The organism is Cupriavidus sp. SIMBA_020 (assembly GCF_046535395.1).
GTDB classification, from domain to species: domain Bacteria; phylum Pseudomonadota; class Gammaproteobacteria; order Burkholderiales; family Burkholderiaceae; genus Cupriavidus; species Cupriavidus campinensis.
This window is the reverse complement of record NZ_JAWRWU010000001.1, coordinates 26014-39853: the sequence shown is the minus strand read 5'-3', so window position 1 is coordinate 39853 and position 13840 is coordinate 26014. Positions and strand designations below refer to the sequence as shown.

Annotated in this window: 11 protein-coding genes; 6 read left to right on the top strand and 5 right to left on the bottom strand. The window is 69.2% G+C overall.

Annotation, left to right across the window (positions count from 1 at the left end; translation table 11 throughout):
* Nucleotides 1–85: 85 nt before the first annotated feature.
* Genes SB751_RS00190 through SB751_RS00170 form a run of 5 tightly spaced genes read left to right on the top strand, consistent with a single transcriptional unit; the run spans nt 86 to nt 6469 of the window.
* Nucleotides 86–1633 carry an acyl-CoA carboxylase subunit beta gene (locus SB751_RS00190; RefSeq protein ID WP_250025277.1) on the top strand — a complete coding sequence of 516 codons (1548 nt, stop codon included), beginning with the start codon at nt 86–88 and terminating at the stop codon, nt 1631–1633.
* Nucleotides 1634–1689: 56 nt separating this feature from the next.
* Nucleotides 1690–2688 (top strand): tripartite tricarboxylate transporter substrate binding protein, encoded by a 999-nt coding sequence (locus SB751_RS00185; RefSeq protein ID WP_410747693.1) that lies wholly within the window; start codon nt 1690–1692, stop codon nt 2686–2688.
* Between the two features lie 3 nt (nt 2689–2691).
* Complete coding sequence (locus SB751_RS00180; RefSeq protein WP_144195330.1) at nt 2692–4833, top strand: acetate--CoA ligase family protein; 2142 nt, start codon at nt 2692–2694, stop codon at nt 4831–4833.
* Nucleotides 4830–6257, top strand: a complete 1428-nt coding sequence (locus SB751_RS00175) for an acetyl/propionyl/methylcrotonyl-CoA carboxylase subunit alpha (protein WP_410747692.1) — start codon at nt 4830–4832, stop codon at nt 6255–6257. The genes SB751_RS00180 and SB751_RS00175 overlap by 4 nt, the downstream gene beginning before the upstream one ends.
* Nucleotides 6257–6469: an acetyl-CoA carboxylase biotin carboxyl carrier protein subunit gene (locus SB751_RS00170; protein ID WP_092301205.1), complete on the top strand. Its 213-nt coding sequence runs from the start codon at nt 6257–6259 to the stop codon at nt 6467–6469. The genes SB751_RS00175 and SB751_RS00170 overlap by 1 nt, the downstream gene beginning before the upstream one ends.
* 18 nt (nt 6470–6487) lie before the next feature.
* Here SB751_RS00170 and SB751_RS00165 read toward each other — a convergent pair whose 3' ends face one another.
* The 5 genes from SB751_RS00165 to SB751_RS00145 all read right to left on the bottom strand — a co-directional run bounded on the left by SB751_RS00165 (nt 6488) and on the right by SB751_RS00145 (nt 12788).
* A complete protein-coding gene (locus SB751_RS00165) occupies nt 6488–7426 on the bottom strand; it encodes a tripartite tricarboxylate transporter substrate binding protein (RefSeq protein WP_211943332.1) in 939 nt (312 codons plus the stop codon).
* A gap of 105 nt (nt 7427–7531) precedes the next feature.
* Entirely contained in the window at nt 7532–8872 is a 1341-nt protein-coding gene (eno, locus tag SB751_RS00160) for a phosphopyruvate hydratase (RefSeq protein ID WP_410747691.1), read from the bottom strand.
* Nucleotides 8873–8896: 24 nt separating this feature from the next.
* The gene (gene pyk / locus SB751_RS00155) at nt 8897–10315 is read right to left on the bottom strand and encodes a pyruvate kinase (protein ID WP_144195322.1); all 1419 of its coding nucleotides are present in this window, start codon (nt 10313–10315) and stop codon (nt 8897–8899) included.
* 13 nt (nt 10316–10328) lie between these two features.
* A complete protein-coding gene (locus SB751_RS00150) occupies nt 10329–11621 on the bottom strand; it encodes a glycerate kinase (protein ID WP_410747690.1) in 1293 nt (430 codons plus the stop codon).
* Between the two features lie 78 nt (nt 11622–11699).
* The gene (locus SB751_RS00145) at nt 11700–12788 is read right to left on the bottom strand and encodes a tartrate dehydrogenase (protein ID WP_092301220.1); all 1089 of its coding nucleotides are present in this window, start codon (nt 12786–12788) and stop codon (nt 11700–11702) included.
* A 116-nt stretch (nt 12789–12904) separates the two neighbouring features.
* Between SB751_RS00145 and SB751_RS00140 the strand changes: the two genes are divergently transcribed.
* Nucleotides 12905–13828, top strand: coding sequence for a LysR family transcriptional regulator (locus tag SB751_RS00140; protein WP_144195318.1), 924 nt, complete (start codon nt 12905–12907; stop codon nt 13826–13828).
* Nucleotides 13829–13840: the final 12 nt, after the last annotated feature.

Genomic DNA, 13840 nt, shown 5'->3' with positions numbered 1-13840 from the left:
CAATGTGCTTCATGGCTGGCACGGGTAGTGCGTTAGCTCTCGGATAACACCCATACCCAAAAGCCCGAAGACACAGAGGAGACACATGTCCTGGCAGCCGGAAATCGACGAACTGGCCTATCGCAAGCGACTGGCCGCCGAGCTTGGCGGACCCGACAAGGTCAAGCGCCACAAGGACGCGGGCAAGCTCACCGTGCGCGAGCGCATCGAGGCCATCGCGGACCCCGGCAGCTTCCGCGAGGTGGGTGCGCTCACCGGTAGCGGCCAGTACGACAGCAATGGCCGGCTGGTGGGCCTGACCCCGGCCAATCTGGTGATGGGTCGCGCACATCTGGATGGCCGACCCGCCGTGCTGGTGGGGGATGACTTCACCGTGCGCGGCGGCGCCAACGACGGCGCGGTGGGCGACAAGCTGATCCACGCCGAGAAGATGGCCCACGACCTGCGCCTGCCGATGGTGCGGCTGGTCGATGGCACGGGCGGTGGCGGCTCGGTGCGCAATATCGAGAACCGTGGCTACACCAACATCCCGACCATGAAGGTGTGGCAGCACGTGGTGGAGAACATGTCGGTGGTGCCGGTGGTGTCGCTGGCGCTGGGTTCGGTGGCCGGCATGGGCGCGGCGCGCGTGGCGGCCAGCCATTACTCGGTGATGGTCAAGGGCACCGCGCAACTGTTCAACGCCGGGCCGCCGGTGGTGGCGCGCATCGGCCAGATCCTGGAGAAGAACGAACTCGGGGGCAGCCAGATCCACACCCGCAACGGCGTGGTCGATGACGAGGTGGCGAGCGAGGAGGAAGCCTTCGACCGGGCCCGCCGCTTCCTGTCCTACCTGCCGCCGTCCGTGTACGAGCTGCCGCCGCGCGGCGCGCCGGCCGACGACACGCGCCGCCGCGACGAATGGCTGCTCTCCGCCATCCCCCGTGAAAGCCGTCAGGTCTACAAGATCCGGCCGATCGTGCAGGCGCTGGTCGATCAGGACTCCTTCTTCGAGATCGGCAAAAACTGGGGCCGCGCCATCGTCACCGGGCTGGCCCGGCTGGACGGCTGGCCCGTGGCCGTGGTCGCCAGCGACCCGTACTACTACGGCGGCGGCTGGGACGGCCCCACGGCGGAGAAATTCACCCGCTTCCTGGACATGGCCGAAGCCTTCCACCTGCCCGTGGTCAACCTCGTCGATATCGCCGGGTTCCAGATCGGGCTGGAGGCCGAGAAGGCCGGGATCATGCGCTACGGCGTGCGCGCGCTGGCGGCGGTCTATCAGGCCACCGTGCCGTGGTGCTCGGTGATCGTGCGCCGCGCCTATGGTGTGGCGGCGGCGGGGCACCAGCACATGGGCCGGTTCAACTTCCGCTACGCGTGGCCGTCCGCCAACTGGGGGTCGCTGCCGATCGAGGGCGGGCTGGAGGTGGCCTACAAGGCGGAGATCGAGGGCGCCGACGACCCGGTGCAGAAGCGGGCCGAGATCGAGCAGCGCGTGCGCAGCCTGACCTCGCCGTTCCGCAGCGCGGAAGCCTTCGTGATCGAGGACATCATCGACCCGCGCGACACGCGGGCGCTGCTGTGCGAGTTCGCCAACCTCGCCGCGCCGCTGCGCGAGGCGGGCGTGCGCAAGTTCGGCATCCGGCCTTGAGGCTGTTCGGACGGCACTCGTCCACACACTACAAGAAGATTCAGGAGACAAACCGCATGCAACGCAGATCCCTACCTTCGCTGTGTCTCGGCCTCACGGCCACCACGATGGCCACCACGATCGCCGCCACGATCGCCGCGCCGGCCTTCGCGCAGGAGCACTGGCCCGCCAAGCCCGTCACCATCGTCGTGCCGTTCCCGGCGGGCGGCATGACCGACCTGCTGGCGCGCCGCATCGCCCGTGACATGCAGGCCGAGCTGAAGCAGCCCTTCGTGGTGGACAACCGCGCCGGCGCCAGCGGGCAGATCGGCACCGAGATCGTGGCGCGCGCCAACCCGGACGGCTACACGCTGCTGGTCTCGGCCACGCACCACGTGATCAACCCGGCCATCCGGCCCAAGCTGCCGTACAACGCGTCGAAGGATTTCACGAACATCGCGCTGCTGGCCACCACGCCCAACGTGCTGGTGGTCAACAACAGCGTGCCGGCCAGCAATCTCCCCGAATTCCTGGCCTATGCCCGGAAGCAGAGCGAGGGGCTGTCCTACGGCTCGTCGAGCATTGGCGGCGCCACGCACATGTCCGGAGAGCTGCTGCGCCTGATGGCCAAGGTGCCGATGACGCACATTCCGTACAAGGGTGCGTCCCCGGCGCTGGCCGACCTGCTGGGCGGCCAGATCCCCGCGCTGTTCCATGACGTGATGACCATGGCGCCGTACGTGAAGGACGGCAAGGTCAAGGCCATCGGCGTGACCTCGGCCAGGCGCAGCGAGGCGCTGCCCAACGTGCCGACGATTGCCGAACAGGGCGTGCCCGGCTACGAGGCCACCACGTGGATCGGCTTCTACGGCCCCGCCAACCTGCCGCGCCCGCTGGTGGAAAAGCTGAACCGCGAAGCGGTCAAGAGCATGAACAGCGCCGAAGCCAAGACCTACCTGACCCAGAACGGCACCAGCCCCGGCGCGCTCAACGCCGAGCAGTTCGGCAGCTTCGTGCAGGCCGAACTCGACAAATGGAAGCGCGTGGCCACCGAGGCCAAGGTCAAGGTGGATTGAGCGATGGCGGATACCAAGGAGCAAAAGGAACCCGCTTCGCTGCTGTCGTTGCTGGCGCCGCGCTCGGTGGCGGTGCTGGGCGCGTCAGACAACCCGATCAAGGCCGGCGGGCGGCCCATTGACTATATGCAGCGCCACGGCTACGGCGGGCGCATCTACCCGGTCAACCCCAAGCGGGCCGAGAGTAAACGGGCAGAAATTCAGGGCCTGGCCGCCTACCCCGATCTGGCCGCGCTGCCAGACTCGCCCGAGGTGGTCATCATCAGCGTGGCCGGCACCGAGGCCGAGCAGGCCATCGAGCAGTGCATTGCCGTGGGGGCGAAGGGCGCGGTGATCTATTCGTCGGGCTTTGCCGAACTGGGCGAGGCCGGCGCGGCGCAGCAGCAGCGGCTGGTGGCGCGGGCCCGTGCCGGCGGCCTGCGGCTGTTCGGGCCGAACACACAGGGCGTGGCCAATTTCGCCACCGGCGCCGTGCTGCATTTCTCGACCATGATCAACGAGGAAGCGCCGCAGGACGGCCCCGTGGCCATCGTCAGCCAGAGCGGCGCGGGCTCGTCCATCGTCTATGGCGGGCTGCGCCGCAAGGGTATCGGCGTGCGCTACATGGTGGCCACGGGCAACGAGGCCGACGTGACCGCCGCCGAAACGCTGCGCGCGATTGCCGAGGACGACGCCGTACGCGTGATGCTGCTGTACGTCGAATCCCTGCGCGACCCGGACGTGCTGGCGCAGGCCGCACGGATCGCCCATGCGCGCGATGTGCCGATCCTCGCCGTCAAGGCCGGCCGGACCCGCGCCGGGCAACTGACCGCCAGCTCCCACACCGGGGCGATGGCCGGCGAGGACGCGCTGGCCGATGCCTTCCTGCGCCAGCACGGCATCCTGCGCGTGAACGATTTCCGGGAATTGTCCGAGTTCGCGCAGATCTTCGCGGGCGGCCAGCGGCCGCGTGGCCGCAAGGTGGTGGCGATCAGCAACTCGGGCGCCACCTGCGTGCTGGCGGCGGATGCGGCGGAGTCCCACGGGCTGGACCTGTGCCAGTTCGACGAACCCGGCACCGCCGCGCTGCGCGCCGTGCTGCCCGGCTATGTCTCGGCGCGCAATCCCATCGACATGACCACCGCGCTGCTCGGCCAGCCGCAGATCTATGGCCAGACGCTCGACGCCGTGGCGGCCCAGCGGCAGGCCGACCTGATCTTCGTCGGCTTTCCGATTGGCGGCGAAGGCTACGACTTCGACGATTTCTCCGCCCAGACCGGGCGGTTCGCCTCGGCCAGCGGCGTGCCGGTGGCGGTCAGCGCCAATCAGGAGTGGGTGGCGCAGGCGTTCCGCGCGCAGGGCGTGCCGGTGTTCGACAGCGAGCGGTCCGCCATGCAGGCGCTGGCGCTGCTGGCCGAATATGGCGAACGCCGCGAGGCGGCGCAGGCCGCGCCCTTGCCGGCTGGCGTGCCGGCAGGAGTGCCGACGCACGCGGCCTCCGCCCATGCCCTCGATGAAGTCCGCAGCCTGGCCGAACTCGCGGCGGCGGGCCTGCCCGTGGTGGCGCACCGGCTCTGCCACAGCGCCGATGACGTACGCCGTGCCGTGGCCGAACTGGGCGCGCCGGTGGTGGCCAAGGGCGTGTCCCCGGACATCACGCACAAGTCCGAGCACGGGCTGGTGAAGCTGAACCTGTCCGGCGAGGCTGCCGCCGTGGCCGCCTTCGACGAGATCGACCAGATCCTGCGCCGGATGGAAGTCCGCCACGGCGGCGTGCTGCTGGCGCGCCAGCAACGCGGCGCGTTCGAGTTGGCCGTGGGCGCCCATATCGACCCGGCCTACGGCCCGGTGGTGATGGTGGGGCAGGGCGGCGTGCTGGTGGAGGCGCTGCAGGACGTGCAGTTCCTCGTCGCGCCGTTCACGGCCAGTCAGGCGCGGGAGGCCATCGGCCGGCTGCGCATCGCCCCGGCGTTCGCCGCGCTGCGCGGCATGGAAGCGGTGGATCTCGACCAACTGGCCGGCATGCTGGTCCGTCTGGGCGACTGGATGGTGGCGGCGGGCGGCACGGTGCATTCGGTCGATGCCAACCCGGTGATCGTCGCCCGTGGGGCGGTGGCGCCGGTGCTGGTCGATGCGGTGGTGATCCGCGCAGGAGAGACGGCATGAACCCAACCAGCAAGGTCCGCACGCTGCGCTGCGTGCTGGTGGCCAACCGGGGCGCCGTGGCGGCTCGGGTCATCCGCGCGCTGCGCCAGCTCGGCATCGCCTCGGTGGCGGTCTACTCGGACGCCGACGCGGGCCTGCCCTACCTGCGCGAGGCCGATGTGGCCGTGCGCATCGGCGAGGCGGCGCCGCTGGACAGCTATCTGCATCAGGAAAAGCTGCTCGACGTGGCCCGGGAGACCGGCGCGGACGGCGTGCATCCCGGCTATGGCTTCCTGTCGGAAAACGCCGACTTTGCCGAACGGGTGGAGGCGGCCGGGCTCTGCTTTATCGGCCCGTCGCCCGCCTGGATTCGCCGTCTGGGCCACAAGACCGAGGCGCGCGACTTCATGGCCGGCCACGGCATGCCGATGGCGCCGAGTTCCGGCGTGCTGCCGGACGACATGGCGGTCGTGGCTGCCGCTGCGGAGCAGATCGGCTACCCGGTGCTGATCAAGCCGGCCGGCGGTGGCGGGGGCATCGGCATGCTGCCGGTGCGCGATGCGCAAGGGCTGGCCGCCGCATGGCAGCAGGCGCGCTCGGTGGCGCAGCGCAGCTTCGGGCAGGCAGAGCTGTATCTGGAAAAGCTGATGGAGCAGCCGCGCCACATCGAATTCCAGGTCCTGGCGGACCGTTACGGCGGCGTGCGCATCGTCGGCGAGCGGGACTGCTCGGTGCAGCGCCGTCATCAAAAAGTGCTCGAAGAAGCGCCTGCGCCAAACTTGCCGCCTGAGGCGGTGGCCGCCATGCGCGAGCGGCTGGCCACGCTGCTGGGCCACGTCGGCTACGACGTGATCGGCACCGTGGAGATGCTGCATACCTCCGAGACCGGCTTTGTCTTCCTGGAGATGAACACGCGGCTCCAGGTGGAGCACGCGGTGACCGAGCAGGTGACCGGCATCGACATCGTGGCCGCGCAGGTCCGGCTGGCCTGCGGCGAGCGCATCGACGCCGTGCTGCCGGCCCCCACGCCCCAGCAGGGCCATGCCATCGAGGCCCGCGTCTATGCCGAAGACCCGGTGCGCTTCTTCCCGTCGCCGGGGCCGCTGGACACCTTCGTGCCGCCGCAGGCGCCCGGCATCCGCGTGGAGACCGGCTACGCGCAGGGCCAGCGCGTGACGCCGTACTACGACCCGATGATCGCCAAGGTGATCGCCACCGGCAGCGACCGCGCCGACGCCATCCGGCGCCTGCGTGCCGCGCTGGAGGCGTTCCAGATCGCCGGGGTCAAGACCAACCTGCCGTTCCTGCTGCGCGTGCTGGCCCACCCCGACTTCGCCGATGCCCGCATCGACACCGCCCTGACCCAGCGCGTGCTGGCCACGCCGGCCTTGACGTCGACGCCTGCGCCGAAGCAAACCGAAACCCTTACCGAAAGAGCAGCCTGATGCCCCAGATCGACGCCGCAGTCAGCGGCCATGTGTCTTCCATCGCCATCGAAGCCGGCGCCACCATCTCCGCCGGGGACGTCCTGATGATCATCGAATCGATGAAGATGGAAATCCCGCTGGAAGCCGAGGCGGATGGCGTGGTCAAGGCCATCCTGGTCCAGCCCGGCGACGCCGTGACCGAGGGCCAGCCGGTGGTGGAGGTCGAATAACGCGCCAAGGCCCGGGCCTTACTCGATCGTCACCTTGCCATCCTTGACCAGCTTGGCGAACTTGGCGGTCTCGTCGTCGATGCGCTTGGCGAATGCTGCCGAATCGCTGGGCATCGGCTCGGCGCCGGCGGCCAGCATGCGCTGCTGGAAGTCCGGCGAATTGACGATTTCCACGATCTTCGCGCTGAGCTGGGCGACGATGGGCTTGGGCGTGGCCGCCGGCGCCAGGATGCCGAACCACGTGCCGATATCGAAGCCCTTCAGGCCCGCTTCCTCCATGGTCGGCACGTCCGGCAGCACGCTGGAGCGCTTGGCCGTGGTCACGGCCAGCGCGCGCAGCTTGCCGGCCTTGATGTGCGGCAGTACGGGGGTGAGCGTGTCGAAGGACATGGTCACCTGTCCGCCCAGCAGGTCGGTGGTCAGCGGGCCGCTGCCTTTATAGGGCACGTGCAGCAGCGGCGCGCCCGAGGCGGTCTGGAACTGGGTGCCGATCAGGTGCTGCGCGGTGCCGTTGCCGTTGGAACCGTAGGCAAACTCGGTGGGCGACTTCCTGGCCAGCGCCACCAGTTCGGCCACGGTCTTGGCCGGGGTCTTGGCGGGATTGATCACCAGCACATTGGGCACCATCGCCACGGTGGCGATCGGCGCCAGGTCTTTCTGGAAGTTGTACGGCAGCTTCTTGTAGACGCTGGTGGCGATGGTGTGGTGGACGGCACCCATCAGCAGCGTGTAGCCGTCCGGCTTGGCCTTGGCCACGTAGTCCGCGCCCAGCGTGGCGCCGGCGCCGGGCCGGTTCTCCACGATCACGGGCTGGCCCAGCCGCTTGGAAAGCTGGTCGCCGATGGCGCGGGCGAGTACGTCGGTGGTGCCACCGGAGGGGAACGGCACGATCAGGCTGATCGGCTTGGCCGGCCACTCCTGCGCCACGCACAGGGCGGAGGCCCCGGCGCCCAGCATCAGCAGTGCGGTACGGAGGAAGCGGGGAAAGAAGCGGGGAAAGAAGCGGGGAAGGGTTTTGGTAGTACGCATGGTCTGTCTCCTGTATTTTTACTTTGTGATGTATTAAGCGCTTATAGCGAGGTCAGTCGCTGACTGCAACACCTGCAAACCCGGTACGCGCAGCGCGGCGCGTCCCGCGAAGGTGGCCGCGCAGCCCAGTTCCGCCTCGATATAGAGCAGGCGGTTGTACTTGGCGACGCGGTCGGAGCGGCACAGCGAGCCGGTCTTGATCTGCGTGGCCGCCGTGCAGACGCTGAGGTCGGCAATGGTCGTGTCCTCGGTCTCGCCGGAGCGATGCGAGATGACCGAGGCGTAGCCGGCCGCCTCCGCCATGTCGATGGCGTTCAGCGTCTCGGTCAGCGTGCCGATCTGGTTGGGCTTGATCAGGATCGCGTTGGCGGCGCCGCAGTCGATGCCCTGCCGCAGGATCGCCGTGTTGGTGACGAAGAGGTCGTCGCCCACCAACTGCACGCGCTGGCCCAGCCGCTCGGTCAGCAACTGCCAGCCGGCCCAGTCGCCCTCGGCCATGCCGTCCTCGATGGTGACGATGGGGTACTGATCGACCCACTTGGCCAGCAGGTCGACAAAACCGTCCGCCGTGTAGGACCGGCCTTCGGACTGCAACTCGTACCGCCCGTCGCGATGGAACTCCGAACTGGCGACGTCCAGCCCCAGCGCGATGTCCCGCCCAGCCTGGAACCCGGCCTGTTCGATGGCGCGCAGGATGATCTCCAGCGCATGCTCGTTCGAGGCGAGGTCCGGCGCGAAGCCGCCTTCGTCGCCCACGGCGGTGGAAAGCCCCTGCGCCTTGAGTACCGCCTTGAGCGTGTGGAAGATCTCCGCGCCCCAGCGCAGGGACTCGGAGAACGACGGCGCGCCCACCGGCAGGATCATGAACTCCTGCATGTCCACGCTGTTGTCGGCATGGGCGCCGCCATTGATGATGTTCATCATCGGCAGCGGCAGGCGGGCGTCGCGGCGCTGGCCTCCGATGGTCCGATAAAGCGGCACGCCGGCCGAAGCCGCCGCCGCCTTCGCGGTGGCCAGCGACACCGCCAGCAGCGCGTTGGCGCCGAGCCGGGACTTCTCCGGCGTGCCGTCGAGCCGGATCAGGCAGTCGTCCACCGCCGCCTGGTCTGCCGCCGGCATGCCGGCCAGCGTGCGGGCGATATCGACGTCGATATGGGCCACGGCCTTGCGCACGCCCTTGCCGAAGTAGCGCCGGGGTTTGCCGTCGCTGTCGCCGTCGCGCAGTTCCAGCGCTTCGCGGGCGCCGGTGGAAGCGCCCGACGGCGCCGCCGCAAAGCCTTGCGCGCCGTCCGACAGCCGCACCTGCGCCGCCACGGTGGGGTTGCCGCGCGAGTCGAGGATCTCGTAGCCGCGAATGTCCTGGATGATGGGCATGGGGGTTCCTAACGAAATAGCAACTTACTGGACCTGCGCGATTCGCAGCAGATTGGTGGTGCCGGCTACCGCGAAGGGCAGCCCGGCGGAAATCACGATCGAGTCGCCGGCCGCGCCGAAGCCCTCCTTGCGCACGGTCTGGCTGGCCAATTCGGTCATCTCGACCACATCGACCACCTCGTGGCACAGCACCGCGTGCACGCCCCACGCCAGCGCCAGCCGGCGCGCGGTGGCCATGCGCGGGGTCATGCCGAGAATGGGCACCTCGGGGCGCTCGCGCGCCATGCGCAGCGCCGAGTAGCCGGAACTGGTGTAGGCCACCGTCGCCGGGGACTTCAGCAGCCCGGCCACATGGCGCACCGCCAGCCCGATGGCGTCGGCGGCCTCTGCGCGCGGCGGGGTGTGGGAGGCCTGGATGGCATCGTGATAGAGCGGGTCCGACTCGGTGCGCGAGATGATGCTGTTCATCATCCGCACCGCCTCCACCGGATACTGGCCCGAGGCCGATTCGGCGGACAGCATCACCGCGTCGGCGCCGTCGTACACGGCCGTAGCCACGTCCGAGGCTTCCGCGCGGGTCGGCACCGGCGAGGCGATCATCGATTCCAGCATCTGCGTGGCCACGATCACCGGCTTGCCGGCCTTGCGGCAGGCCCGCAGGATCTGCTTCTGCAGCGAGGGCACCAGTTCCGCCGGCATCTCCACGCCGAGGTCGCCGCGCGCCACCATCACGGCATCCGCTTCGGCGACGATGGCCTCCAGGCTCTGGATCGCGGCCGGCTTCTCCAGCTTGGCGACGATGCCGGCGCGGTCCTTGACGATGTCCTTGATCTCCAGGATGTCCTCGGGCCGCTGCACGAAGGACAGGGCGATCCAGTCCACACCCAGCGTCAGGCCGAAGTCCAGGTCGCGCCGGTCCTTCTCGGTCATGGCCGACAGCGGCAGCACCACGCCGGGCACGTTGACGCCCTTGCGGTCGGACAGCGTCCCGCCGTTGACCACGGTGGTCTCGGCGAAGTCCTTGCCGCAGCGCTCCACGCGCAGGCGGATCTTGCCGTCATCGAGCAGCAGTTCGGTGCCTTCCTGCAAGGCCGCGAAGATTTCCGGGTGGGGCAGGCTGACCCGGCTGGCGGTGCCGGCCACGCTGGCGTCGAGGTCGAGCCGGAAGCTGGCCTCGGCGGCCAGCTGGATCGGGCCATCGGCAAACGTGCCGATGCGCAGCTTGGGGCCTTGCAGGTCCAGCAGCACGCCGATTGGGCGGCCACGGTCCCGTTCCACGGCGCGGATGGTGTCCAGCCGCTGCTTGTGGTCGGCGTGGCTGCCGTGGCTGAAGTTGAGCCGGAATACGTCGGCGCCGGCCTCGAACAGCGCGTCGATGACTTCCGGCGACGTGCTCGCGGGGCCCAGTGTGGCCACGATCTTGGCATTGCGGGTACGTCTCATCTTGTTACTCCCTTCACCGCGCGATCAGGATGGCGCGGAAGTCATTGACATTGGTCAAGGTCGGCCCGGTGACAACCGCATCGCCGAGCGCCTCGAAGAAACCGTGGCCATCGTTGGCCGAAAGTGCATCCTGCGGGCGGATACCAAGCTGCCAGGCGCGCGCCAGCGTGTCCGGGCCGGCCAGCGCGCCGGCAATCTCCTCCTGGCCGTCCACGCCATCGGTATCGCCCGCGATGGCGTACACGCCGGGTTCGCCGCGCAGCGTCAGCGCCAGCGAGAGCAGGTATTCCACGTTCCGCCCGCCGCGCCCGTTGCCGCGCACGGTGACGGTGGTCTCGCCGCCCGAGAGCAGCACGCAGGGCGCCGTGAACGGCTGGCCGTGCCGCGCCACTTCCAGCGCCAGACCGCCCATGACCTTGCCGACATCGCGCGCCTCGCCCTCGATGGCATCGCCCAGCAGGTGGGCGCGCAGGCCGGCGCGGCGTGCCACGGCGGCGGCAGCTTCCAGCGCCAGCCGGGGCGTGGCGATCAGCGTGGTGTCGATGGGCGGCAGGCGGGCATCGCCGGGTTTGATGGACTCGGACGCGTCCGAATCGAGCACGGCCAGCACATGCGGCGGCACGTCGATGCCGTAGCGCCGGACGATGGCCAGCGCGTCGACCCGGGTGGTCGGGTCCGGCACGGTGGGGCCGGAGGCGATGTCGATGGGGTCGTCGCCGGGCACATCGGACAGCAGCAGGTTGCAGACCCGCGCCGGATGGCAGGCCGCTGCCAGCCGCCCGCCCTTGATCGCCGACAGATGCCGGCGCACGGTGTTCATCTCGGTGATGGTCGCGCCGGACTTCAGCAGCGACTGGTTGACCGCCTGCTTGTCCGCGAGCGACATGCCGGCCAGCGGCAGGGGCAGCAGCGCGGAGCCGCCGCCCGAGACCAGGCAGATGACGAGGTCGTCCTCGGTCAGCCCGGACACCCGTTCCAGCATGCGCTGCGCGGCGTGGAAGCCGGCGGCGTCCGGCACCGGATGGGCGGCCTCGACGATCTCGATGCGCGCGCACTCCACCGCGTAGCCGTAGCGCGTGACCACCAGCCCTTCCAGCCCCTTCGGTCCCTCCAGCGGATGGGGCCAGGCATCTTCCAGCGCGCGGGCCATGGCCGCCGACGCCTTGCCGGCCCCGATCACGATGGTCCGGCCAGGAGACGGTGGCGGCGGGGGCAGGTGGGCGGCCAGCGTGCGCGCGGGCTGGGCGGCGTGGATGGCCGCCTGGAACATCTCGCGGAGCAGTTGGCGGGCCTGGGGGGTGTCCATGGCGGGGCTCGGGGGGCTCAATTCGGGGGGATCGGCCGCCCGGCCAGTGGCAGGGCGGCGGGGGCAGAAGCGGGAGGGTTAAGCCGCCTTGGCCTGCTTGTTGGCGGCCAGGTAGTCGCAGACCGCCTTGGTCACCTGGACCGTGGTGGCCTTGCCGCCGAGGTCGCCGGTGTGGAGGGCCGGGTTGGCGGTCACGGCCTCGATGGCGGCCATCACGCGCTTGGCGGCGGCGTCTTCGCCCAGGTGTTCGAGCAGCATCACCACGGACCAGAAGGTGCCCACCGGGTTGGCGAGGCCCTTGCCCATGATGTCGAAGGCGGAACCGTGGATCGGCTCGAACATCGACGGGTAGCGGCGTTCCGGGTCGATATTGCCGGTGGGCGCGATGCCGAGGCTGCCGGCCAGCGCGGCGGCGAGGTCGCTCAGGATGTCCGCGTGGAGGTTGGTGGCGACGATGGTGTCCAGCGTCTTCGGGCGGTTGACCATGCGCGCGGTGGCGGCATCGACCAGTTCCTTGTCCCAGGTCACGTCCGGGAAGTCCTTTGCGACTTCCACGGCCACCTCGTCCCACATCACCATGGCGTGGCGCTGGGCGTTGGACTTGGTGATCACGGTCAGCAGCTTGCGCGGACGAGATTGCGCCAGCTTGAAGGCGTAGCGCAGGATGCGCTCCACGCCCACGCGGGTCATCATCGACACATCGGTGGCTGCCTCGATCGGGTGGCCCTGGTGCACGCGGCCGCCCACGCCCGAATACTCGCCTTCCGAGTTCTCACGCACGATCACCCAGTTCAGGTCTTCCGGGGCGCAGCGCTTGAGCGGGCCGTCGATGCCGGGCAGGATGCGCGTCGGGCGCACATTGGCGTACTGGTCGAAGCCCTGGCAGATCTTCAGGCGCAGGCCCCACAGCGTGATGTGGTCGGGAATCTGGTTGTCGCCGGCCGAGCCGAACAGGATGGCATCCTTGCCGCGCAGCGCGTCCAGGCCGTCGGCGGGCATCATCACGCCGTGCTGGCGGTAGTAATCGCCGCCCCAGTCGAAGTTCTCGAATTCGAACTGGAAGCCGGCGCCACCGGCGGCCAGCGCTTCCATCACTTCACGGCCGGCGGGAACCACTTCCTTGCCAATGCCGTCACCGGGGATCGTGGCGATCTTGTACGTCTTCATCTTGTGTCTCCTGGTCAGAATCATCGCTGTAGTGCGTGGGACGGATTCTTGACCGTGGACGCGGTGTTGGATCGACGCTAAAGTTAAACCATCTTTAACCTGACATTAACAATGCCATGAGCGCGACGAGCGGCATCCAACCGTCCGAACTGGGCTTTTTCGCGGCGGTGGCCACGGCGGGCAGCCTGAGCGCGGCGGCGCGGGATCTGGGAATCTCGACGGCGGCGGTCAGCAAGCGGCTGGCCCAGATGGAGGCGCGCATCGGCATGCCGCTGCTGACGCGGACCACGCGCCGGATGGGGCTGACGCCCGAGGGGGAGGTGTTCCTGGAGCATGCGCGGCGCATCCTGGGGGAGATCGACGACCTGAGCCAGTTGCTGACCAGCGCCAAGGGGCGGCCGAGCGGCCTGCTGCGCGTGAACGCCACGCTGGGCTTCGGCCGCATGCACGTGGCGCCGGTCATCGCCGAGTACAGCCGGACCTACCCCGATGTCGATGTGCAACTCCAGCTATCGGCGGATCCGCCGCCGCTGACGGAGGATGCCTTCGATGTCTGCGTGCGGTTCGGGGAGCCGCCGGACGCGCGGATCATCGCCAAGTTCCTGGCCCCGAACCGGCGCCTGCTGTGCGCCTCGCCCAAATACCTGCGCGAGCACGGCGTGCCGGCCACGCCGGGGGATCTGGCGCGGCATAACTGCATCGGCATCCGGCAGGGCAGCGATGCCTACGGGGTGTGGCGGCTGACCTCGGGCAAGGGCGCAAAGCAGCGCACCGAGGCGATTCATGTACGTGGCAATTTGACGACCAATGACGGCGAAATCGCCGTGCAGTGGGCGCTGGAGGGCCATGGCATCGTGATGCGCGCCGAATGGGATATCGAGCGCTACCTGCGCAGCGGGCGGCTGGTGCAGGTGTTGCCGCACTACGCCACCCCCGAGGCGAACATCTATGCCGTCTACCAGCAACGGCACCAGTTGTCGTCGCGCATCCGACTGTTCGTGGAGTTCCTGGGCTCGAAGTTCAGCGAGTTTGGAACCTGATCAGGCTTGCTT

Coding starts and splice junctions, on each gene's coding strand:
- SB751_RS00190 (WP_250025277.1), top strand. CDS start 86: ATGTCCTGGCAGCCGGAAATCGACGAACTGGCCTATCGCAAGCGACTG.
- SB751_RS00185 (WP_410747693.1), top strand. CDS start 1,690: ATGCAACGCAGATCCCTACCTTCGCTGTGTCTCGGCCTCACGGCCACC.
- SB751_RS00180 (WP_144195330.1), top strand. CDS start 2,692: ATGGCGGATACCAAGGAGCAAAAGGAACCCGCTTCGCTGCTGTCGTTG.
- SB751_RS00175 (WP_410747692.1), top strand. CDS start 4,830: ATGAACCCAACCAGCAAGGTCCGCACGCTGCGCTGCGTGCTGGTGGCC.
- SB751_RS00170 (WP_092301205.1), top strand. CDS start 6,257: ATGCCCCAGATCGACGCCGCAGTCAGCGGCCATGTGTCTTCCATCGCC.
- SB751_RS00165 (WP_211943332.1), bottom strand. CDS start 7,426: ATGCTGGGCGCCGGGGCCTCCGCCCTGTGCGTGGCGCAGGAGTGGCCG.
- eno (WP_410747691.1), bottom strand. CDS start 8,872: ATGCCCATCATCCAGGACATTCGCGGCTACGAGATCCTCGACTCGCGC.
- pyk (WP_144195322.1), bottom strand. CDS start 10,315: ATGAGACGTACCCGCAATGCCAAGATCGTGGCCACACTGGGCCCCGCG.
- SB751_RS00150 (WP_410747690.1), bottom strand. CDS start 11,621: ATGGACACCCCCCAGGCCCGCCAACTGCTCCGCGAGATGTTCCAGGCG.
- SB751_RS00145 (WP_092301220.1), bottom strand. CDS start 12,788: ATGAAGACGTACAAGATCGCCACGATCCCCGGTGACGGCATTGGCAAG.
- SB751_RS00140 (WP_144195318.1), top strand. CDS start 12,905: ATGAGCGCGACGAGCGGCATCCAACCGTCCGAACTGGGCTTTTTCGCG.